Raw genomic sequence first — 18,954 nt, forward strand, 5'->3', positions numbered from 1 at the left:
GATACGGATCACGCAAATGAACGACAAACAAGCATCCCAACCCGCCCAAGCCGCCACGAGCAAACAGGCGCTGCTGGGCGCCACGGCGACCCGCCCCTGGTGGCGCCGGACCTCGGTCTGGGCCGGCGTGGCCGTGCTGGTGGCCGCGGGCGCGGGCTTTGCCTACTGGCAGTCCGTCAAGGCGGCGCGCGCGCTGCCCCAGTATGTGAGCCAGGAAGTCAAGCGCGGCAATCTGCGCCTGACGGTGGCCGCCAACGGCACGCTGGTGCCCACGCGCCAGGTGAACATCGGCAGCGAGCTCTCGGGCACGGTGCGCAATGTGCGCGTCGATGTCAATGACCAGGTGAAGAAGGGCCAGGTGCTGGTCGAGCTCGACACCGCCAAGCTCAGCGCGCAGGTCTCGCGCTCGAGCGCCTCGCTGGCCTCGGCCCAGGCGCGGCTGGCGCAGGCGCAGGCCACCACGCGGGAGGCGCGCGCCAATCTGGGCCGCCTCGAGGAGGTGGCGCGGCTGTCGGGCGGCAAGGTGCCCTCGGCTTCCGAGCTGGACGCCGGCCGCGCCGCGCTCGAGCGCGCCACCGCCGACGAGAAGGCCGCGTCGGCGAGCGTGCAGGATGCGCGCGCGGCGCTGTCCACGGACCAGACCAATCTGTCCAAGGCCTCGATCGTCTCGCCCATCGACGGCGTGGTGCTGACGCGCGCGGTCGACCCCGGCAACGCGGTGGCGGCCTCGCTGCAGGCCGTGACCCTGTTCACGCTGGCCGAGGACCTCAAGCGCCTCAAGCTCGAAGTCAGCGTCGACGAAGCCGACGTGGGCACGGTGCAGCCCGAGCAGAAGGCCACCTTCACCGTCAGCGCCTACCCCTCGCGCAGCTATCCGGCGCGGGTGACGCGCGTGGCCTATGGCTCGACCAAGACCGACAACGTCGTGACCTATATCGCCACGCTGGAAGTGGCCAACGAGGACCTGAGCCTGCGCCCGGGCATGACGGCCGCGGCCACCATCACCTCGACCGAGCGCCAGGACGTGCTGCTGGTGCCGAACGCCGCGCTGCGCTTCACGCCCACGGTGCCGGGCGCGGCGCCGGCGGCGCGCGAGGGCAGCGGCGGCGGCATCATGGGGCAGCTGATGCCGCGCGGCCCGCGCCCGGGCGGCAGCGGCCAGCGCCGCGGCGGCGCAGGCTCCAGCCGCGGCGACGGCGGCGAGACGGCGCGCGAGGTCTGGGTGCTGGAAAACGGCAAGGCCGTGGCGGTGAAGGTGATGACCGGCATCAGCGACGGCCGCATGACCGAGGTGCGCAGCGAGACGCTGCAGCCCGGCATGGCGGTGATCACCGACCAGCGCTCGGGAGAGACCAAATGACGCCCGCATCCGATCAGCCGCTGATCCGACTGCGCAACATCACCAAGGTGTATGGCGAGGGCCGCCTGGCCTTCCAGGCCCTCAAGGGCGTGGACCTCGATATCGCGCAGGGTGATTTCGTCGCCATCATGGGCCCGAGCGGCTCGGGCAAGTCCACCGCCATGAACATGCTCGGCTGCCTCGACCGCCCCACCACGGGCGAATACCTGTTCAAGGGCGCGCACGTGGAGACGCTCACGCGCGACGAGCGCGCGCTCTTGCGGCGCAAGTATTTCGGCTTCGTGTTCCAGGGCTTCCACCTGCTGGCGCGCACCACGGCGCTGGAGAACGTCGAGCTGCCGCTGCTGTACCGCGGCGAGCCGACGGCCAAGCGCCATGCGGCGGCGAAGAAGGCGCTGGCGGCCGTGGGCCTGTCGGGCTGGGAGCACCACACGCCGGCCGAGCTTTCGGGCGGGCAGCAGCAGCGCGTGGCGATCGCGCGCGCCATCGTCACCGAGCCCGTCGTGCTGCTTGCCGACGAGCCCACCGGCAACCTCGACAGCCAGCGCAGCAACGAGATCATGGAGCTGCTGTGGCGGCTGAACGCCGACCAGGGCATCACCGTGCTGATGGTCACGCACGAGCCCGACATGGCGCAGTACGCGCGGCGCATGGTGCGCTTTGTCGACGGCCTGCTCGACAGTGACAACCCCAACCCGCTGCCGGTGGTGCTGGCGCGCGAACAGGGCCTGAGCCTGCCGGCGGAGGCGCACTGATGCTGCTGAGTTCGATCCTGCTGGCGCTGCGCTCGATCCGGCGCAATCTGCTGCGCTCCTTCCTCACCATCCTGGGCATCGTGATTGGCGTGAGCGCGGTCATCACCATGGTGACGCTGGGCAACGGCGCCACGCTCGCGGTGCAGAACCAGATCTCCGGCCTGGGCACGAACCTGCTGCAGGTGCGCCCCGGCCAGCGCATGGGCCCGGGCACCGGCGGCGCGCCGACCTTCAAGGACACCTATGTCGATGCCATCGCGCAGCAGATCGGCGGCATCTACGCGGTGGCGCCCGAGGGGCGCGCCACCGCCACGGTGGTCGCCGGCGGGCGCAACTGGTCGAGCAGCGTCATCGGCAGCACCAACGAATGGCTCAAGACCGGCAACTGGCAACTGGCCACCGGGCGCGAGTTCACGCCCGAAGAGATACGCGCCGGCTCTGCCGTGTGCATCATCGGCTCCACCGTGCGCCGCGAGCTTTTTGCCAACACGGATCCGATGGGCCAGCTGATGCGCGTACGCGAGTTCTCCTGCGAGATCGTCGGCGTGCTGGCCTCCAAGGGGCAGGGCGCGTTCGGCAACGACCAGGACGACATGGTGCTGGTGCCGCTGAACACCTTGCAGCGGCGCATCACCGGCTCCAAGCGCATCAACACGCTGCTGGTGTCGATGGCCGAGGGCAGCGAGCCCGAGCGCGTCAAGGCCAGCCTGCGCCAGCTGCTGCGCGAGCTGCGCAAGCTGGCGCCGGCGGATGAGGACAATTTCAACATCCTCGACACCAAGCAGCTGGCCGACACGCTCTCGGGCACGACCCAGGTGCTGACCATGCTGCTGGGCGCGGTGGCGGGCGTCAGCCTGCTGGTCGGCGGCATCGGCATCATGAACATCATGCTGGTCAGCGTGACCGAGCGCACGCGCGAGATCGGGCTGCGCCTGGCCATCGGCGCGCTCGAGCGCGAGGTGCTGCTGCAGTTCCTGATCGAGGCGGTGGTGCTGGCGGCGCTCGGCGGGCTGATCGGCATCGCGCTGGCCACCATGGCCTCGGTGGTGCTGGCCGGCGTGATGGACGTGCCCTATGTGTTCAACGTCAGCGTGAACCTGCTGTCGTTCGTGTTCTCCGCGGGCATCGGCGTGGTGTTCGGCTACTTCCCGGCGCGGCGCGCCGCGCGGCTGGACCCCATCGAGGCACTGCGCCACGAGTGAAGCCGCAGGCTTCGGACATGAAAAAAGCCCGGCCATGGCCGGGCTTTTTGCTGCCGCCGCGAATGCAGCGGGCGATCACTCGATGTTGAGCGTCACGGCCTTGTCGACCGGGGCCAGCTTGGCCAGGCGCAGCGTCAGCACGCCGTGCTCGAGCTTGGCGCTGCTGGCGGCCACGTCGATCTCGTGGCCCAGTTCCCAGGAGCGCTGCACCTTGCGCGGCGCGCCTTCGACGCTGGTCAGATGCACCTGCGCGCCTTCCAGGCGCAGCTGCAGCTGCTCGCGTGCCAGGCCGGGCACGTCGAGCTGCAGGGTGGTGGCCTGCTCATCCTGCGTGGCGGTGAAGGCCGCGCTGGCCGAGGCCGAGGCTTCGGAGATGCGGTTGAGCGGGGTGGTCAGAGTGGACTGCAGGAAACGCTGCAGCGCCTGGTCGGCCGAACGGGGGAAGGCATGGCCCGAACGGCGGATCATGGGGGCGGTGAAAATCATCACTAAAGCTCCTGGTCAGTTATGCGCGGCGCTCGATGCGGCGGCCGCTTGGAACTGACATGCTGCCGAGATAAATGCTTTTCAAGAGAAAAAATTGAAGATTTTTGTGGTAGAGGAGGGGGTTGAAAAATGCCGGGTTGCCGCCATGCGCACTGCTTTCCTGGAGTACGGGCTACCACCCTTCGACAAGCTCAGGGCGAACGGGGAGGGGGAAGCGTTCGCCCCGAGCTTGTCGAAGGGTAAACGGCATGTCCTATAAAAAAGCATGCCTCCAATCTAGACCTCAGCGCCCCATCTCCCTTGCCATCCTCACCTCTTCCCCCAGCTCGATCACCGATAACGCGTAATAGCTCGACCAGTTGTACCGCGTGACGGCATAGAAATTCTCCGTCCCCGCGATATACAGCGGCGCCTCCACGCCATTGCGCAGCTCCACCAGCGCCAGCGGCCCGGGATGTGCCATGCCCCCGCCGTGCACGCGCGCGCCCAGCGCCAGCATGCGCTCCGGGGTGAAGGTGGGCAGGATATCGGGGGCCAGCAGCTCGGCCATCTGCGCGGGCGTGGCATTGAGCGAAACCGGGTAATGCGTGGCCATGCCGGGCTTCCAGCCATGGCCGATGAAGTAGTTGGCCACCGAGCCAATGGCATCGACCGGGCTCCTGAACAGGTCGATGCGGCCGTCGCCATCGAAATCCACTGCCCACCTGGCCCAGCTCGAGGGCATGAACTGGCCCAGGCCCATTGCGCCCGCGTAGCTGCCGCGCAGCGCGAACAGGTCCATGCCGCCGCGGTAGGTGAAATCCAGGAACTGCTCGAGCTCGCCGCGGAAGTATTCGGTGCGCGCGGCGGCGCGCGGGTGCGCGTCGGGAAAATCAAAAGACAGCGTGGCCAGCGCATCGACCACGCGGAAGTTGCCCATCTGCTGGCCGTAGACGGTCTCGACGCCGATGATGCCGACGATGATCTCGGCCGGCACGCCGTATTCGCGCTCGGCGCGCTCCAGCGCCGCCACGTGGGTCTGCCAGAAGCGCACGCCGGCACGGATGCGCACCGGGTCGATGAAGCGGCCGCGGTAGCGGTTCCAATCCTTGGCGGAGACCTGCGTCGAGGGCGTCATCAGCCGCGGCACCTGGGGCAGGAAACGCGCCTGGCCCAGCGTCGCCTGCACCCAGTCCAGTGGCAGGCCGCGGCGCTGCGCGATATCGGCCGCCATCTGCATGGCTTCGCTGCGCCCGGCATAGGGCGCCGTGCCCTGCACGGCGCTGCGCGCCTTGGTGGCCTGGGCGTGGACGGACGGGACGAGGGCGGTGCAGGCCGCGAGGCAGACAAGGGCAGTGGAGAGCAGTCGTTTCATGGATCTTGGGAGCGACCGGAGCGCGGCCAGGTCAGGGTCTTGAAGTCGCGCCGCAGCGCGGACAGGTGCTGGGCCGGCGTGCCGCCGGCGCCGGGAGGAGCATAGCGCTGCTGCTCCAGGCGCAGCAGCCAGGCCGCGATGGCGTGCGCCTCGCCGCCCCATTGGGCGCTGGCCAGCGCCGCCATCGTGCGCGGCGGGGCATGGTCCGGCACCGCCAGGCCGGCACGCTGCAGCTGCGCGTGCGCCTGGCGCCGCAGGCGCTGCCAGCCATCGACCGGGCTGCGGCGCTCGCGCCACAGCCACACGCCGATGGCCAGCGCCGCCGCGCCTGCGAGTCCGGCGAGCCACTTGGCCAGCGTCTGCCAGTGCGGCGTGTCCAGTTCCGAAAGACCCAGCTGGCGCAGCAGATCGGCCTGGCGGCTTTGCGTGTAGTTCAGTACCCACTGGTTCCAGCGGCTGTTCATTGCTTCCCAGGCGGCACGCAGCTGCTGCACCAGGCCCGGCGCGATCACGCTGTCCATGGCCTGGCCGAAGGCGCCGCGCGGCGCGGCGAGACGCTGGAATTCACTGGTGCGCGCGGGCGCGACGGCCGTGGTCGGATCCATGCGCACCCAGCCGCGCCCTTCGAGCCAGACCTCGGCCCAGGCATGGGCATCGCTGTTGCGCACCGTCCAGTAGCCGTCGACGGGATTGCGCTCGCCGCCCTGGAAGCCGGTGACGATGCGCGCGGGAATGTCGAGCGCGCGCATCAGCACCACGAAGGCGGAGGCGATGTGCTCGCAAAAGCCCTGCTTGCTGTCGAACCAGAAGTCGTCGGCGGTGTTCACGGCAATGACGCCGGGCTCGAGCGTGTAGCGGTAGCCACCGGTGCGCAGGCGCGCGAGCGCGGCTTCTATCAGGGCCTCGGGGTTGGCGCCGAGCTCGGCGCGCATCTGCGCCGCCAGCGCCAGGGTGCGCGGGTCGGAGCCCTCGGGCAGCGCGGTGTGCACGGCCAGCTGCGCGGTGCGTTGCAGCGGGCCGTGCTGGAAATCCACATGGCTTCGCGCGCGGTAGCGCAGCACGTCGGTCACGGGCTGCTGGCTGAGCCACTGCAGCTGCGGCGTCATGCGCACGCGCTGGCCGGGCAGCTCGGGCGGCTCGGCCGGGGCATCGAGCGCCAGCAGCCAGCGGCGGCGGTGCGGCTCGAGCGTGACTTCATAGGAGATGGCCGGCCCGCGCACCTGCAGCTGCGCCGGCTGCCCGCCGTCCCAGGGCTCGCGCCACTGGCGGCCGTCGAAGACCGACAGCACCGGACCGCGGAAATACAGCGTCTGGCGCGGCGGCGGCTCGCCCTGCGGCGTGTCGAAGCGCACGCGCATGGCGACGCTGTCGTCCAGCGCCAGGCGCGCGACTTCGCCGATCGTCATCTCCGGCGACAACCCGCTGCGTCCGGCGAGATCGTCGCCCGGCACGCCCCACAGCGGCGCCATGCGCGGGAACAGGAGGAACAGCACCAGCATCACCGGCGCGCCCCACAGCGCCAGCTTGGCGGCAATGCCCAGCGATTCGCGCAGCGGCGGCCGGCCCACGGGCAGGTGCGCGTTCACCACTGCCGTGAGCAGGCCCACCAGCGCCACCAGCTGCGCCGCGGCGATGGGCAGCGATTGCGAATAGAAGAAGTGGCTCAGCAACGTGAAGAAGGCCAGGAAGAACACGACCAGCGCGTCGCGGCGCGCGCGCATCTCCAGCGTCTTGAGCGCCAGCAGCAGCACGATCAGCGTCACGCCCGGGTCGCGCCCGACCAGGCTGCGGTGCGTGATCCAGCTCGCGCCCACGGCCAGCAGCAGCAGCGCGCCCATCACCCAGCGCCCGGGCAACGGCTGCGCGCGCCACGCCAGCAGCGCGCGCCAGCCCAGCATGCCCAGCGCCAGGCCCAGGGTCCACCACGGCAGATGGCTGGCGTGCGGCGCGATGACCCAGGCCACGACGGCCAGCAGGAACAAGGTGTCGCGCGTGTCGCGCGGCAGGGCTTCGAGGCGTGCGCGCAGCGTCATGGCGCCTCTCCCCCGGGCAGCGCATGCAGGGCCAGCGCCTCCAGGCTGCGCTGGCGGTGGGCCGCGCCACTGTCGGGCGCCAGCCGCACGCCGCCGGGCAGCTCCAGTCCCCACTGCAGCCCCTGCTGGTCGGCGGCCAGCACCCAGGCGGTGAGCCGCGACAGGGCGGCTTCGGTATCGGCCAGGCCGGTGGCGCTGCGGTCCAGCCACAGGCGCCCGGGTAGGGCCTGGGGCCGGTCGCGGCTGACCAGGCTGCCGCCCGTGGCCCAGGCCTGCGCGGCCTTCTTCCAGACCACCTGCTTGAGCGGATCGCCCGGGCGGTAGGCGCGCACGCCATCGAACTCGTCGGCACCATCGGCGCGCGTGCCGGCGCGGCCCGTGCCCTGGGGGCGCGCGGGCGGCAGCGGCGGGGGCGCGGCCTCGGCCTCGGGATAGACCAGCAGCTGCGCCGCCGGCCGCCACAGGCCCCAGGCGCGGAAGCTGCCCAGCGGGAAACGCGTCTCGGCGGTGATGCGCGGCAGCGCCTGCCAGCCCCTTTGCGCCGGTACGAAGGCCAGCTCGACGACGGCGCTGCCCTGCGCCGGCACGTCGGTCCAGGCCCATTGCGGCGGGCCTTCGATGTCTTCGGTCACGGCCAGCGCGACGCCGTGGCGCACGCGCTTGCCCGGGTTGTCGGCGGTGATGCGCAGCACGCAGCGCTGGCCTGCGAACACCGGCGCGGGCGGCTGCAGGTGCAGCACCAGGCCGCGCAGGTTCGCGTGGCCGGCAAACATGCCGGCGGCGGCGCTGCCCGCGAGCAGGAAGGTCAGCAGATAGCCGAGGTTGAGCTGGTAGTTGATGCTGGCCAGCAGCAGCACGCCCAGCGTCAGCGCCAGCATCCAGCCGGCGCTGGTCGGCAGGATGTAGACATTGCGCTGGGTCAGTTGCAGGGAATCCCTGCGTGGCAGCCGCGCGAGCCAGCGGCGCTGCAGCCATCGGCGCGGCGCACTCAGCAGGGCCGGGCGCGCGCCTTTCATGCGAGCGGTGTGGCGTCCAGCATGGCACGCACCTGCTCGAGCGCGCCGCGCCCGGCGTGGATCGAGGGCACCAGGCGGTGGGCCACGGTCTGCGCCAGGATCGCCTGCACGTCGTCGGGCGCGACGTAGTCGCGCCCGCTGATCAGCGCCTGCGCCTTGGCCGCGCGCAGCAGGCCGATGCCGGCGCGCGGCGACAGCCCCTGCACGAACCAGCGGCCCGAGCGCGTGGCGTCGATCAGATCCTGCACATAGTTCAGCAGCGCATCCGAGGCATGCACGGCCAGCACCTGCGCCTGCAACTGCGCCAGCTGCGCGGTGTCGATCAGCGGCTGCAGCGCGTCGAGGTGCTCGCGCCGGCCGTTGCCGCGCAGCAGCTCGCGCTCGGCCGCGCGGTCGGGGTAGCCCAGCGAGATGCGCATCAGGAAGCGGTCGAGCTGGCTTTCGGGCAGCGCGTAGGTGCCCAGCTGTTCCAGCGGGTTCTGCGTGGCAATGACGAAGAAGGGCTGCGGCAGGCGGTGGCTGCGGCCTTCGGTCGAGACCTGCTTTTCCTCCATCGCCTCGAGCAGCGCGCTTTGCGTCTTCGGGCTGGCGCGGTTGATCTCGTCGGCCAGCAGCAGCTGGGTGAACACCGGGCCCGGGTGGAACACGAAGCTTTCCTGCACGCGGTCGTAGACCGACACGCCCGTGAGATCGCTGGGCATCAGGTCGGCGGTGAACTGCACCCGCGCGAACTGCAGCCCGAAGGTCTGCGCCAGCGCATGCGCCAGGGTGGTCTTGCCGACCCCGGGAACGTCCTCGATCAGCAGGTGGCCGCCGGCAAGCAGGCAGGCCACGCAGTCCTGGACCTGGGGCTTTTTACCTACGATCACCGTGTTAAGCTGGTTCAGAATCGACTGGATGTGGTGCTGTGCTTGCATGGTCCAACGTTATCCGAAAAAACGTCAGTGGAGGCATGACAGTGGGCAAGACGGGTTATTTTTCCCATCGCGAGTGCTGGAAGCACGAGATGGGCCCGGGGCACCCGGAGTGCCCGCAGCGGCTCGATGCCATCGAGGACCGGCTGCTGATCTGCGGCGTGGCCGATGCCCTGGAACGCCGCGATGCGCCGGTGGCGGCGCTGGGCGACATCGCCCGCGCCCATGACGGCGCCTACCTGCAGGCGCTGCAGGCGCGCTGCGAACAGCTCGAGCAGGCCCGGCTGATCGGCGGCGCGCCCTATGCGCAGATCGACCCCGACACCGCCATCAACGCCTGCACCTGGAAAGCTGCACTGCACGCCGCTGGCGCCGGCATCGCCGCCACCGACGCGGTGCTTTCGGGCGAGCTGGAAAACGCGTTCTGCGCGGTGCGCCCGCCGGGCCACCATGCCACGCGCAGCCAGGCCATGGGTTTTTGCTTCTTCAACAACGTCGCCATCGCCGCGCTGCATGCGCTCGAGCACCACGGCCTCGAGCGCGTGGCGATTGTCGACTTCGACGTACACCACGGCAACGGCACCGAGGATATCCTCGCGGGCGACCCGCGCGTGCTGATGGTCGGTGTGTTCCAGCACCCGTTCTTTCCCTTTTCCGGCGACCAGCAGCCCGCGCAGAACATGGTCAACGTGCCCCTGCCGGCCTACACCAAGGGCATGGACATCCGCGAGATCGTCGAGATGATGTGGATTCCGCGCCTGGAGGCCTTCAAGCCGCAGATGATTTTCGTCAGCGCCGGCTTCGACGGCCACCGCGAGGACGACATGGGCCAGTGGTCCATGAACGAGCAGGACTACGCCTGGATCACCGGCCGGGTCAAGGACATCGCGCGGCGTTTCGCCAAGGGGCGCATCGTCTCCTGCCTCGAAGGCGGCTATGCAATGAGCGCGCTGGGGCGCAGCGTCGAGGCGCACCTGCGCGAACTGGCCGATCTGTGAGCGCAGGCGGCCTTTCTTTTGGGGGATTTTTTCCAGATGCATGATGTTTCTTCCACTGCCGGCAGCCAAGGCCTGGTGCAGGTGCAGCGCGACGCGCGCGGCGTCGTCACCTTGACGCTCGACGACCCCGCGCGCCTGAACGCGCTGGGCAGCGCCATGCTGGCCGCGCTGCAGTCGGCCATCGACGCCGTCGCCGCCGACACCTCGGCGCGGGTGCTGGTGCTGGCCGCGAACGGCCGGGCCTTCTGCGCCGGCCATGACCTGCACGAGATGGCCGCGCGGGATGATCTGGCCAGCCACCAGGCGCTGTTCGCGCGCTGCAGCCGCATGATGCTGAGCCTGCAGAAGCTGCCGGTGCCGGTCATCGCGCAGGTCCAGGGCGTGGCGACGGCCGCGGGCTGCCAACTGGTCGCGCAGTGCGATCTGGCCGTGGCCAGCAGCGAGGCCGGCTTCGCCACCAGCGGCATCCGCTACGGCCTGTTCTGCGCCACGCCCAGCGTGCCGCTGGTGCGCAACCTGCCGATCAAGAAGGCGATGGAGATGCTGCTCACGGGCGACTTCATCGACGCCGCCACGGCGTTGGAGCAGGGCCTGGTCAACCGCGTGGCCGCGCCCGAGGCGCTGCCCGAGGCCGTCGAAACCCTGGTGCAGTCCATTCTCGCCAAGCCGCGCGCGGCCGTCGCCATGGGCAAGGCGCTGGTCTACCAGCAGCGCGAACTCGGCATCGAAGCCGCCTATCAATTGGCAGGCCAGACCATGGCCGTGAACATGCAGGACGCGGATGCCCGTGAAGGGGTGAACGCGTTCGCGCAGAAACGCGAGCCGAACTGGAGGGCCGCCGCATGAACGGAGCCGATGCCCTGGAACGCCTGTTCGACGACTTCCAGCGCTCGAGCAGCTGGACCGAATTCGGCCTGATCGCGCTGTGCCTGGTACTGGCCTTTCTCATCACGCGCGGGCTGCGCAACAAGCACGGCAGCACCACCTCGGTCTGGCTCGGGCCCACGACGCTCAGCGGCGCGCTGTTTCCGCTGCTGTGGCTCATCCTGGTCGCTTGCGCGCAGGCGCTGCTGTCGCGTTTCGAGCCGGTGTTCTGGCTGCGCGTGGCCACCTCGATCCTGCTGTCGCTGGCGCTGATCCGCTTCGTCGTGCGCGTGCTGGCCAAGACCTTCCCGGAGTCGACTCCGGCGCGGCTGTTCGAGCGCATCTTCTCGTGGCTGGCGTGGGGCGTGGCGGTGCTCGCCAGCCTGGGGCTGCTGCCCAGCGTCATGGCGGACCTCGACAGCGTGCACATTCCGCTGGGCAAGACCTCGCTCAGCCTGCTGACCCTGATCGAGGGCGTGGTCTCGGCCGGCCTGATGATGGTGGCGGTGCTGTGGGCGGCGGCGCTGTTCGAGCAGCGCGTGCTCAACCAGGTGGTGCACGACCTGTCGATGCGCAAGGTGGCGATGAACCTGATGCGCACCGTGCTGATCACCGTCGGGCTGCTGATCTCGCTGTCGATCGTCGGCGTGGACCTGACGGCGCTGTCCGTGATGGGCGGCGCCGTGGGCGTGGGCCTGGGCTTCGGCATGCAGAAGATCGCCTCGAACTACGTCAGCGGCTTCCTGGTGCTGATCGAGCGCGCGCTGCGCATCGGCGACAACGTGCGCGTCGACGGCTTCGAGGGCAAGATCACCGACATCCGCACGCGCTACACCGTGATCCGCGCCGGCAACGGCCGCGAATCCATCGTGCCCAACGAGTCGCTGATCACCCAGCGCGTCGAGAACCTCACCGATTTCGACCAGCGCTTCGCGCTCACCACGACCATCGTCGTCGAGCTCGACAGCAACGTGGAGCAGGTGACGCAGCTGATGCTGGCCGCGGCGCGCGCCCAGCCACGGGTCATCGACAAGCCCGCGCCCTCGGTGCTGCTCGACGACATCCTGGCGCATGGCCTGCAGTTCACGCTGACCTACTTCATCAACGATCCCGGCAACGGGCAAGGCAACGTGCGCTCGGCGGTGAACATCGCCATGCTGGCCGGGCTGCGCGAAGCCGATCTGCGGCTCGCCGTGCCCAAGCAGCGGCTGGCCTGGCCGATCGAAGCCGGGGCGCAGGAGGCGGCGCGCAGCGAGCCGGCCCCGCCCGCCGCGAAGAATGGTGCCGCGCCCACGGGGCATGCCTAGGGTGGAACGCACGTTCTTTTTGTCTTTGCCCCCTGGCGCGGGCGCGGATCCCTGCGTGGCATGCTGCTTTGCGGCATAGAATGTTCGGGATTTACGTATACGTCAATTCAAGTCATATATCGAGGAGCTGCAGCAATGAAGGTACTGGTCCCAGTCAAGCGCGTGGTGGACTACAACGTCAAGGTCCGCGTCAAATCCGACGGCACGGGCGTCGACATCGCCAACGTCAAGATGAGCATGAACCCGTTTGACGAGATCGCCGTGGAAGAAGCCGTGCGTTTGAAGGAGAAGGGCGTTGTGACCGAGGTCATCGCCGTCTCCTGCGGCGTGGCCCAGTGCCAGGAAACGCTGCGCACCGCCATGGCCATCGGCGCCGACCGCGCGATCCTGGTGCAGACCGATGCCGAGCTGCAGCCCCTGGCGGTGGCCAAGCTGCTCAAGGCCCTGGTCGACAAGGAGCAGCCCGGCCTGGTGATCCTGGGCAAGCAGGCCATCGACGACGACGCCAACCAGACCGGCCAGATGCTGGCGGCGCTGGCGGATCTGCCGCAGGCGACCTTTGCGTCCAAGGTGGAAGTCAACGGTGACCAGGTATCCGTGACGCGCGAAGTCGACGGCGGCCTGGAAACCCTGTCTTTGAGCCTGCCGGCCGTCGTCACCACCGACCTGCGCCTGAACGAGCCGCGCTATGTGACGCTGCCCAACATCATGAAGGCCAAGAAGAAGCAGCTCGATACGGTCACTCCAGATGAACTGGGCGTGGACGTGGCGCCGCGGCTGAAGACGCTGAAGGTGTCGGAGCCCGCCAAGCGCGGTGCCGGTGTCAAGGTGGCCGATGTCGCGGCCCTGGTCGAGAAACTCAAGAACGAAGCGAAGGTGATCTAAATGTCGGTACTTGTCATTGCTGAACACGACAATGCGTCCATCAAGAGCGCAACCCTGAACACCGTGACGGCCGCAGCCGCCTGCGGCGGCGACGTGCATGTGCTGGTGGCCGGCGAAGGCGCGGCCGCTGCCGCCCAGGCAGCCGCCCAGATCGCCGGCGTCTCCAAGGTGATCCACGCCGACGGCGCGGCGCTGAAGAACGGCCTGGCCGAGAACCTCGCCGCCCAGGTGCTGGCGATTGCCTCCGGCTACAGCCATATCCTGTTCCCGGCCACGGCCTCGGGCAAGAACGTCGCGCCGCGCGTGGCGGCCAAGCTCGATGTGGCGCAGATCAGCGACATCACCAAGGTCGTGAGCGCCGACACCTTCGAGCGCCCGATCTATGCCGGCAATGCGATTGCCACGGTGCAAAGCGGCGACGCCACCAAGGTCGTCACCGTGCGCACGACCGGCTTCGATGCCGCGGCCGCCACCGGTGGCAGCGCCGCGGTTGAAACCACTGGCGCCGCGGCAGACGCCGGCAAGAGCCGTTTCGTGGGCAGCGAGATCGCCGCCAGCGACCGCCCCGAACTCACGGCCGCCAAGATCATCGTATCGGGCGGGCGCGCGCTGGGCTCGGCCGAGAAGTTCAACGAAGTCATCACGCCGCTGGCGGACAAGCTGGGCGCGGCCATCGGCGCCAGCCGCGCTGCCGTCGATGCGGGCTACGCCCCCAACGACCTGCAGGTCGGCCAGACCGGCAAGATCGTCGCGCCGCAGCTGTACGTGGCCGTCGGCATCTCGGGCGCGATCCAGCATCTGGCCGGCATGAAGGACTCGAAGGTGATCGTTGCGATCAACAAGGACGCCGAGGCGCCGATCTTCTCCGTGGCCGACTATGGCCTGGAAGGCGATCTGTTCACGGCCGTGCCCGAACTGGTCAAGGCGCTCTAAGCGCCGCGCCACCCCGCAGGGCCCGGCCCTGCGGACCTGCCTACAAGCCACCAAGGCCACCCAGGGCCCGCCTGCATGACGGGCCCTCCCTACAAGAACATGGCAACGCGCAAAGCGCGTGACCGAGGGAGACAAGTGCATGGCTTCATTGATTGCAGCGTGGTCACGGGCCGCCCTGGCGCTGGCCTGTGCGCTGGCCGGCGCGGCAGCGCAGGCCCAGGCACAGCCATGGGTCGTGGGGCAGGTGGCTCCCTTGACGGGCATGGGCGGCACGCAGGGCCGAGCCTATGCGCAGGGCATGCGGCTGCATTTCGATCAGCTCAACAAGGCTGGCGGCATCCAGGGCCAGCCGGTCCAGCTGGTGGTGGTGGACGACGGCGGCCATCCCGACAACACCGTGGCCCGCACGCGCGAGCTGCTGGCCAGATCCAGGCCGGTGCTGCTGGCCGGTTTCATGGGCAACGCCAACCTTGCGGCGCTGCTGGGAAGCGGCCTGCTCGAACAGGAACGCATCAGCCTGGTGGGCTACCAGGGCAACGACACCCAGGTCGCGCATGCACCGCGGGTCTTCAGCACTCGCGCCGGCCTGCAGGATGAAATGGCCAAGATCGCCAGCCATCTGGCGATCGTCGGCATCACGCGCGTGGCGGTGGTGACAGAGCAGCGCGCGGACAGCGATGCCGTGCTGCAGCTGGCCCAGACCGCGGCGATGCCGGCCGGCGCGAAGCCCGTGGCGCAGCTGATGCTCAGGAGCGGGCGCAGCCAGATGGCGGCAGCGGTAGACCAGCTGAACAAAAGCCATCCCGCGCCCCAGGCCATTTTGCTGATCGCTTCCAGCCCGGCAACCGCGGCCTTCGTCGAGGCCTACCGCATGGAATCCGGCACGGCGCAGATCTATGCCACCTCGGACTCGGACATCGAGCAGTTGGCCACCCGCCTGCCGCCCGAGCTGATGAGCGGCCTGTCGATCGCGCAGGTCGTGCCCAGCCCGTACCGGGTCTCCATGCGCCTGAACCGCGAGTTCCGCGATGCGCTGGCGGCCCAGCCCAGATCCGGCGAAACGCCCGCGAGCTACGCGATGATGGAAGGCTACGTCAACGCCAAGGTGGTGGCCGAAGCCCTGCGCCGCGCCCAGCCCGTGACCCGCGAAAGGCTGGGCGCCAGCCTGCGCAACTTCGGCCCGCACGATCTGGGCGGCTACTGGGTGGCGTTCAAGCCCGGTTCGCAGTTCGGTTCGCGCTTCGTGGACCTTTCCATCGTCAGCGCCTCGGGGCGCATCAGTTACTAGAGTGCGTGGCCCGCAATCCGGCCCCAGCGCACCATTCCAAGGAGATTCGATGAGCTACGCAGCACCGCTTCAAGACATGTTGTTCAACATGGAGCATCTGGCCGGGTTGGACCAGGTCGCGCAATTGCCGGGTTTCGAGGAAGCCGGCCTGGACACCGCACAGGCGGTGCTCGAGGAATGCGCCAAGTTCGCCCAGGGCGTGGTCGCGCCGCTGAACCGCGCCGGCGATCTTGCGCCGTCGAGCTGGAAGGACGGCATGGTCACCACCACCGAAGGCTTCAAGCAGGCCTTTCGGCAGTATGCCGAGGGCGGCTGGCAGGGCCTGCAGCATCCGGCGGACTTCGGCGGCCAGGGCCTGCCCAAGACCATCGGCGCGGCCTGCGTCGAGATGCTCAATGCCGCCAACCTGAGCTTTGCGCTGTGCCCGCTGCTGACCGATGGCGCGATCGAGGCGCTGCTGACGGCGGGCAGCGAGGAACTCAAGGCCACCTATCTGGAAAAGCTCGTGACCGGCCAGTGGACCGGCACCATGAACCTGACCGAGCCCCAGGCCGGCTCCGACCTGGCGCTGGTGCGCACGCGCGCCGAGCCCCAGGGCGGCGGCCCCCGGGGCAACGGCAGCTACAAGCTCTTCGGCACGAAGATCTTCATCACCTATGGCGAGCACGACATGGCCGAGAACATCGTCCATCTGGTGCTGGCGCGCGTGCAGGGCGCGCCCGAGGGCGTCAAGGGCATCAGCCTGTTCGTCGTGCCCAAGTTCCTGGTGGAAGAAGGCGGCGCCCTGGGCGCGCGCAACGACGTGCAGTGCGTGTCCATCGAACACAAGCTGGGCATCAAGGCCTCGCCCACGGCGGTGCTGCAGTTCGGCGACGGCCTGGCGGGCAGCGTGGCCGATAGTGCAGGCGCGGGCGCACAGGGCTATCTGGTCGGCGAGGAAAACCGCGGCCTCGAGTACATGTTCATCATGATGAACGCCGCGCGCTACGCGGTGGGCGTGCAGGGCGTTGCCATTGCCGACCGCGCCTACCAACAGGCCGCGGCTTTTGCCAAGGAGCGCGTGCAAAGCCGCCCGGTCGATGGCAGCGCGTGGGCCAGCGTGCCGATCATCCATCATCCCGACGTGCGCCGCATGCTGATGACGATGCGCGCCACCACCGAGGGCTGCCGCGCCATGGCTGCCACTGCCGCTGCCGCCTATGACCTGGCGCACCATCATCCCGACGCCGCACAGCGTGCGCAGCATGCGGCGCGCTACGAATTCCTGGTGCCGCTGGTCAAGGGCTACAGCACCGAGATGGCGCAGGAAGTCACGGGCCTGGGCGTGCAGGTGCACGGCGGCATGGGCTTCATCGAGGAGACCGGCGCCGCCCAGCACTACCGCGATGCCAAGATCCTGCCGATTTACGAGGGCACGACGGCGATCCAGGCCAACGACCTGGTGGGCCGCAAGACCGTGCGCGATGGCGGCCAGGTGGCGCGCGGCTTTGCCGCGCAGATCGAGGAAACCGAGCAGCAATTGCAGGCCTGCGGCACGCCGGCCGCGCAGTCGGTGGCGCGCCAGCTGCGCGCCGCGCGCCTGGCCTTTCTGGAGGTCGTCGACTACCTGCTGGCCCACGCCAAGGCGCAGCCCAATGCGGCCTATGCGGGCAGCGTTCCCTACCTGATGCTGGCGGGCAATCTGATGGCCGGCTGGCAGCTGGCACGCGCGCTGTGGGTGGCCGAGCAGCTGTTGCCGGCGGGACAGGATGCGCGCTTTCTGCAGGCGAAGATCGCCACGGCGCGCTTCTATGCCGAACACGTCCTGGTCAGGACCGGCGCGCTGCGCGACAGCGTGGTGCAGGGCGCCGACAGCGTCATGGCGCTGCCCATCGAAGATTTCTGATTTCCGCCGCCAAGGCCGTTGCAGGCGCCCTCCAGAGCGCGCCGCAACCCGCCCTTGTTTCAACCAGAGAGGAGACACGCATGTCGCAACTTCCCAAGGCGCTGCAGGGCCTGTCCCTGCCGGTCATCGCCTCGCCGCTGTTCATCATCAGCAATCCGAAGATGGTGATTGCGCAGTGCCAGGCCGGCGTCGTCGGCTCGATGCCCGCGCTCAATGCGCGCCCCGCGGCGCAGCTCGAGGACTGGCTGGCAGAGATCACCGAAACGCTCGCGGCCTACGACCGCGCGAACCCGGACCGTCCGGCCGCGCCCTTCGCCATCAACCAGATAGTGCACAAGAGCAATGACCGGCTCGAGCACGACATGGAGGTCTGCGCGCGGTATCAGGTGCCGATCGTCATCACCTCGCTCGGCGCGCGCGAGGACGTCAACCAGGCGGTGCACGGCTGGGGCGGCGTGGTGCTGCACGACATCATCAACAACCGCTTCGCGCATAAGGCGGTGGAGAAGGGCGCGGATGGCCTGGTGGCCGTGGCCGCAGGTGCCGGCGGGCATGCGGGCGGCAAGAGCCCGTTCGCGCTGATCCAGGAAATCCGCCAGTGGTTCGACGGGCCACTGGCGCTGTCGGGCGCGATCGCCTCGGGCGGCGCGGTGCTGGCCGCGCAGGCCATGGGCGCCGACTTCGCCTATATCGGCTCTGCCTTCATTGCCACGCACGAGGCGCGCGCCAGCGACGCCTACAAGCAGGCGATCGTCGACGGCAATTCGGACGATATCGTCTACAGCAATCTGTTCACCGGGGTGCACGGCAACTACCTGGCGCCTTCGATACGCGCGGCCGGCCTCGATCCCGAGAACCTGCCTGAATCCGACCCGAGCCAGATGAACTTCGCCGGCGGCGCCACCAAGGCCTGGAAGGACATCTGGGGCTGCGGTCAGGGCATTGGCGCGATCGACGCCATCACCAGCGTGGCCGAGCGCGTGGCGCAGCTGCGCAGCGAATACGAAGCGGCGCGTGCCCGTCTGGCGCTGGGCTGATCAGGGCGTGGCAGGCGGCAGCCCGCGTGCCGGATTGCTTTTGCCTGTGAGGCGGTCCTTGAATTCCAGCACACGGGTCACAGCCGCGCCCATGCCCATCAGCTGCTTGGCGGTGTCCGGCGACAGGCGCTGGATCTCGTCGAACCAGGTCATCAGCCGGTCGATGAGCTCGTGCATGTCGCGCATGCGTTCCTGTGCGTAGCGCTCCTCCTCGCTGGCCGGGTCTTCCAGCAGCGCGGCGCGCAGCATCGACTGCGTCGGCTCGATCTCGCGGCGCCGGCGCTCCTCGGCGAGCAGCCTGAAGATCTCCCAGACATCCTGCGGCGCGTCGAAGTATTCGCGCCGGTCGCCGGGGTGGTGGCGCAGATGCACCAGGCGCCATGACTGCAGCTCCTTGAGGCCCATGCTCACGTTCGAGCGCGAGAAGGCCAGCGCTTCCGCGATCTGATCCGCATTGAGCGCCACCGGCGACAGGAACAGCAGCGCATAGATCTGGCCCACCGTGCGGTTGATGCCCCAGCGGCTGCCCATCTCGCCGAAATGCGAGATGAACTGGCGGTTGAGTTCGGGAAGGGGTGTGCTGCTTTGCGTCATCCCGGCATTGTCCCTTTGTTGCCTGGATTTTCAGAAGCTACTG

General features: G+C 69.2%; 17 protein-coding genes. 11 read left to right on the forward strand and 6 right to left on the reverse strand.

Annotated elements, in window-relative coordinates; all coding sequences use genetic code 11:
• The first annotated feature begins 16 nt into the window (after positions 1-16).
• Genes M9799_RS13220 through M9799_RS13230 form a run of 3 tightly spaced genes read left to right on the forward strand, consistent with a single transcriptional unit; the run spans position 17 to position 3,317 of the window.
• Positions 17-1,360, forward strand: coding sequence for an efflux RND transporter periplasmic adaptor subunit (locus M9799_RS13220; protein ID WP_231042137.1), 1,344 nt, complete (start codon positions 17-19; stop codon positions 1,358-1,360).
• Positions 1,357-2,115 carry an ABC transporter ATP-binding protein gene (locus M9799_RS13225; RefSeq protein ID WP_231042138.1) on the forward strand — a complete coding sequence of 253 codons (759 nt, stop codon included), beginning with the start codon at positions 1,357-1,359 and terminating at the stop codon, positions 2,113-2,115. The genes M9799_RS13220 and M9799_RS13225 overlap by 4 nt, the downstream gene beginning before the upstream one ends.
• Entirely contained in the window at positions 2,115-3,317 is a 1,203-nt protein-coding gene (locus tag M9799_RS13230; RefSeq protein ID WP_231042139.1) for an ABC transporter permease, read from the forward strand. The genes M9799_RS13225 and M9799_RS13230 overlap by 1 nt, the downstream gene beginning before the upstream one ends.
• A gap of 75 nt (positions 3,318-3,392) precedes the next feature.
• On the opposite strand, the gene M9799_RS13235 is transcribed toward M9799_RS13230, so the two are convergent.
• From M9799_RS13235 to M9799_RS13255, 5 genes are all read right to left on the reverse strand, one after another.
• On the reverse strand, positions 3,393-3,803 hold the full coding sequence (locus M9799_RS13235; RefSeq protein WP_231042140.1) for an Hsp20/alpha crystallin family protein: 411 nt from the start codon (positions 3,801-3,803) through the stop codon (positions 3,393-3,395).
• A 283-nt stretch (positions 3,804-4,086) separates the two neighbouring features.
• Entirely contained in the window at positions 4,087-5,157 is a 1,071-nt protein-coding gene (gene mltB / locus M9799_RS13240; protein ID WP_231042141.1) for a lytic murein transglycosylase B, read from the reverse strand.
• Complete coding sequence (locus tag M9799_RS13245) at positions 5,154-7,190, reverse strand: transglutaminase TgpA family protein (RefSeq protein ID WP_231042142.1); 2,037 nt, start codon at positions 7,188-7,190, stop codon at positions 5,154-5,156. The genes mltB and M9799_RS13245 overlap by 4 nt, the downstream gene beginning before the upstream one ends.
• Positions 7,187-8,206, reverse strand: coding sequence for a DUF58 domain-containing protein (locus M9799_RS13250; protein WP_231042143.1), 1,020 nt, complete (start codon positions 8,204-8,206; stop codon positions 7,187-7,189). Before M9799_RS13250 ends, M9799_RS13245 begins: the two co-directional genes overlap by 4 nt.
• Positions 8,203-9,123 (reverse strand): AAA family ATPase, encoded by a 921-nt coding sequence (locus M9799_RS13255; RefSeq protein WP_231042144.1) that lies wholly within the window; start codon positions 9,121-9,123, stop codon positions 8,203-8,205. The genes M9799_RS13250 and M9799_RS13255 overlap by 4 nt, the downstream gene beginning before the upstream one ends.
• 35 nt (positions 9,124-9,158) lie before the next feature.
• Between M9799_RS13255 and M9799_RS13260 the strand changes: the two genes are divergently transcribed.
• The 8 genes from M9799_RS13260 (at position 9,159) to M9799_RS13295 (ending at position 18,317) form a co-directional block, all read left to right on the forward strand.
• The gene (locus M9799_RS13260) at positions 9,159-10,118 is read left to right on the forward strand and encodes a histone deacetylase family protein (RefSeq protein WP_231042145.1); all 960 of its coding nucleotides are present in this window, start codon (positions 9,159-9,161) and stop codon (positions 10,116-10,118) included.
• Between the two features lie 36 nt (positions 10,119-10,154).
• Positions 10,155-10,964, forward strand: a complete 810-nt coding sequence (locus tag M9799_RS13265) for an enoyl-CoA hydratase (protein WP_231042146.1) — start codon at positions 10,155-10,157, stop codon at positions 10,962-10,964.
• Positions 10,961-12,289: a mechanosensitive ion channel family protein gene (locus tag M9799_RS13270; RefSeq protein WP_231042147.1), complete on the forward strand. Its 1,329-nt coding sequence runs from the start codon at positions 10,961-10,963 to the stop codon at positions 12,287-12,289. Before M9799_RS13265 ends, M9799_RS13270 begins: the two co-directional genes overlap by 4 nt.
• Before the next feature lie 135 nt (positions 12,290-12,424).
• Positions 12,425-13,174, forward strand: coding sequence for an electron transfer flavoprotein subunit beta/FixA family protein (locus tag M9799_RS13275; protein WP_263725461.1), 750 nt, complete (start codon positions 12,425-12,427; stop codon positions 13,172-13,174).
• Positions 13,175-14,107: an electron transfer flavoprotein subunit alpha/FixB family protein gene (locus M9799_RS13280; RefSeq protein ID WP_263725463.1), complete on the forward strand. Its 933-nt coding sequence runs from the start codon at positions 13,175-13,177 to the stop codon at positions 14,105-14,107.
• Between the two features lie 139 nt (positions 14,108-14,246).
• Positions 14,247-15,395 carry an ABC transporter substrate-binding protein gene (locus M9799_RS13285; RefSeq protein WP_231044951.1) on the forward strand — a complete coding sequence of 383 codons (1,149 nt, stop codon included), beginning with the start codon at positions 14,247-14,249 and terminating at the stop codon, positions 15,393-15,395.
• A 49-nt stretch (positions 15,396-15,444) separates the two neighbouring features.
• Positions 15,445-17,280 (forward strand): acyl-CoA dehydrogenase, encoded by a 1,836-nt coding sequence (locus M9799_RS13290; protein WP_231044952.1) that lies wholly within the window; start codon positions 15,445-15,447, stop codon positions 17,278-17,280.
• A gap of 80 nt (positions 17,281-17,360) precedes the next feature.
• Positions 17,361-18,317 carry an NAD(P)H-dependent flavin oxidoreductase gene (locus tag M9799_RS13295; RefSeq protein ID WP_231044953.1) on the forward strand — a complete coding sequence of 319 codons (957 nt, stop codon included), beginning with the start codon at positions 17,361-17,363 and terminating at the stop codon, positions 18,315-18,317.
• On the opposite strand, the gene M9799_RS13300 is transcribed toward M9799_RS13295, so the two are convergent.
• Positions 18,318-18,911: a GbsR/MarR family transcriptional regulator gene (locus tag M9799_RS13300; RefSeq protein ID WP_231044954.1), complete on the reverse strand. Its 594-nt coding sequence runs from the start codon at positions 18,909-18,911 to the stop codon at positions 18,318-18,320.
• Positions 18,912-18,954: the final 43 nt, after the last annotated feature.

The sequence above is a fragment of the Comamonas endophytica genome (genome assembly GCF_023634805.2).
Classification (GTDB): Bacteria; Pseudomonadota; Gammaproteobacteria; order Burkholderiales; family Burkholderiaceae_C; genus Comamonas; species Comamonas endophytica.

What these genes read in the sequence shown, in the direction of transcription:
- M9799_RS13220 (WP_231042137.1), top strand. Translation starts at nt 17, where the DNA reads ATGAACGACAAACAAGCATCCCAACCCGCCCAAGCCGCCACGAGCAAA.
- M9799_RS13225 (WP_231042138.1), top strand. Translation starts at nt 1,357, where the DNA reads ATGACGCCCGCATCCGATCAGCCGCTGATCCGACTGCGCAACATCACC.
- M9799_RS13230 (WP_231042139.1), top strand. Translation starts at nt 2,115, where the DNA reads ATGCTGCTGAGTTCGATCCTGCTGGCGCTGCGCTCGATCCGGCGCAAT.
- M9799_RS13235 (WP_231042140.1), bottom strand. Translation starts at nt 3,803, where the DNA reads ATGATTTTCACCGCCCCCATGATCCGCCGTTCGGGCCATGCCTTCCCC.
- mltB (WP_231042141.1), bottom strand. Translation starts at nt 5,157, where the DNA reads ATGAAACGACTGCTCTCCACTGCCCTTGTCTGCCTCGCGGCCTGCACC.
- M9799_RS13245 (WP_231042142.1), bottom strand. Translation starts at nt 7,190, where the DNA reads ATGACGCTGCGCGCACGCCTCGAAGCCCTGCCGCGCGACACGCGCGAC.
- M9799_RS13250 (WP_231042143.1), bottom strand. Translation starts at nt 8,206, where the DNA reads ATGAAAGGCGCGCGCCCGGCCCTGCTGAGTGCGCCGCGCCGATGGCTG.
- M9799_RS13255 (WP_231042144.1), bottom strand. Translation starts at nt 9,123, where the DNA reads ATGCAAGCACAGCACCACATCCAGTCGATTCTGAACCAGCTTAACACG.
- M9799_RS13260 (WP_231042145.1), top strand. Translation starts at nt 9,159, where the DNA reads ATGACAGTGGGCAAGACGGGTTATTTTTCCCATCGCGAGTGCTGGAAG.
- M9799_RS13265 (WP_231042146.1), top strand. Translation starts at nt 10,155, where the DNA reads ATGCATGATGTTTCTTCCACTGCCGGCAGCCAAGGCCTGGTGCAGGTG.
- M9799_RS13270 (WP_231042147.1), top strand. Translation starts at nt 10,961, where the DNA reads ATGAACGGAGCCGATGCCCTGGAACGCCTGTTCGACGACTTCCAGCGC.
- M9799_RS13275 (WP_263725461.1), top strand. Translation starts at nt 12,425, where the DNA reads ATGAAGGTACTGGTCCCAGTCAAGCGCGTGGTGGACTACAACGTCAAG.
- M9799_RS13280 (WP_263725463.1), top strand. Translation starts at nt 13,175, where the DNA reads ATGTCGGTACTTGTCATTGCTGAACACGACAATGCGTCCATCAAGAGC.
- M9799_RS13285 (WP_231044951.1), top strand. Translation starts at nt 14,247, where the DNA reads ATGGCTTCATTGATTGCAGCGTGGTCACGGGCCGCCCTGGCGCTGGCC.
- M9799_RS13290 (WP_231044952.1), top strand. Translation starts at nt 15,445, where the DNA reads ATGAGCTACGCAGCACCGCTTCAAGACATGTTGTTCAACATGGAGCAT.
- M9799_RS13295 (WP_231044953.1), top strand. Translation starts at nt 17,361, where the DNA reads ATGTCGCAACTTCCCAAGGCGCTGCAGGGCCTGTCCCTGCCGGTCATC.
- M9799_RS13300 (WP_231044954.1), bottom strand. Translation starts at nt 18,911, where the DNA reads ATGACGCAAAGCAGCACACCCCTTCCCGAACTCAACCGCCAGTTCATC.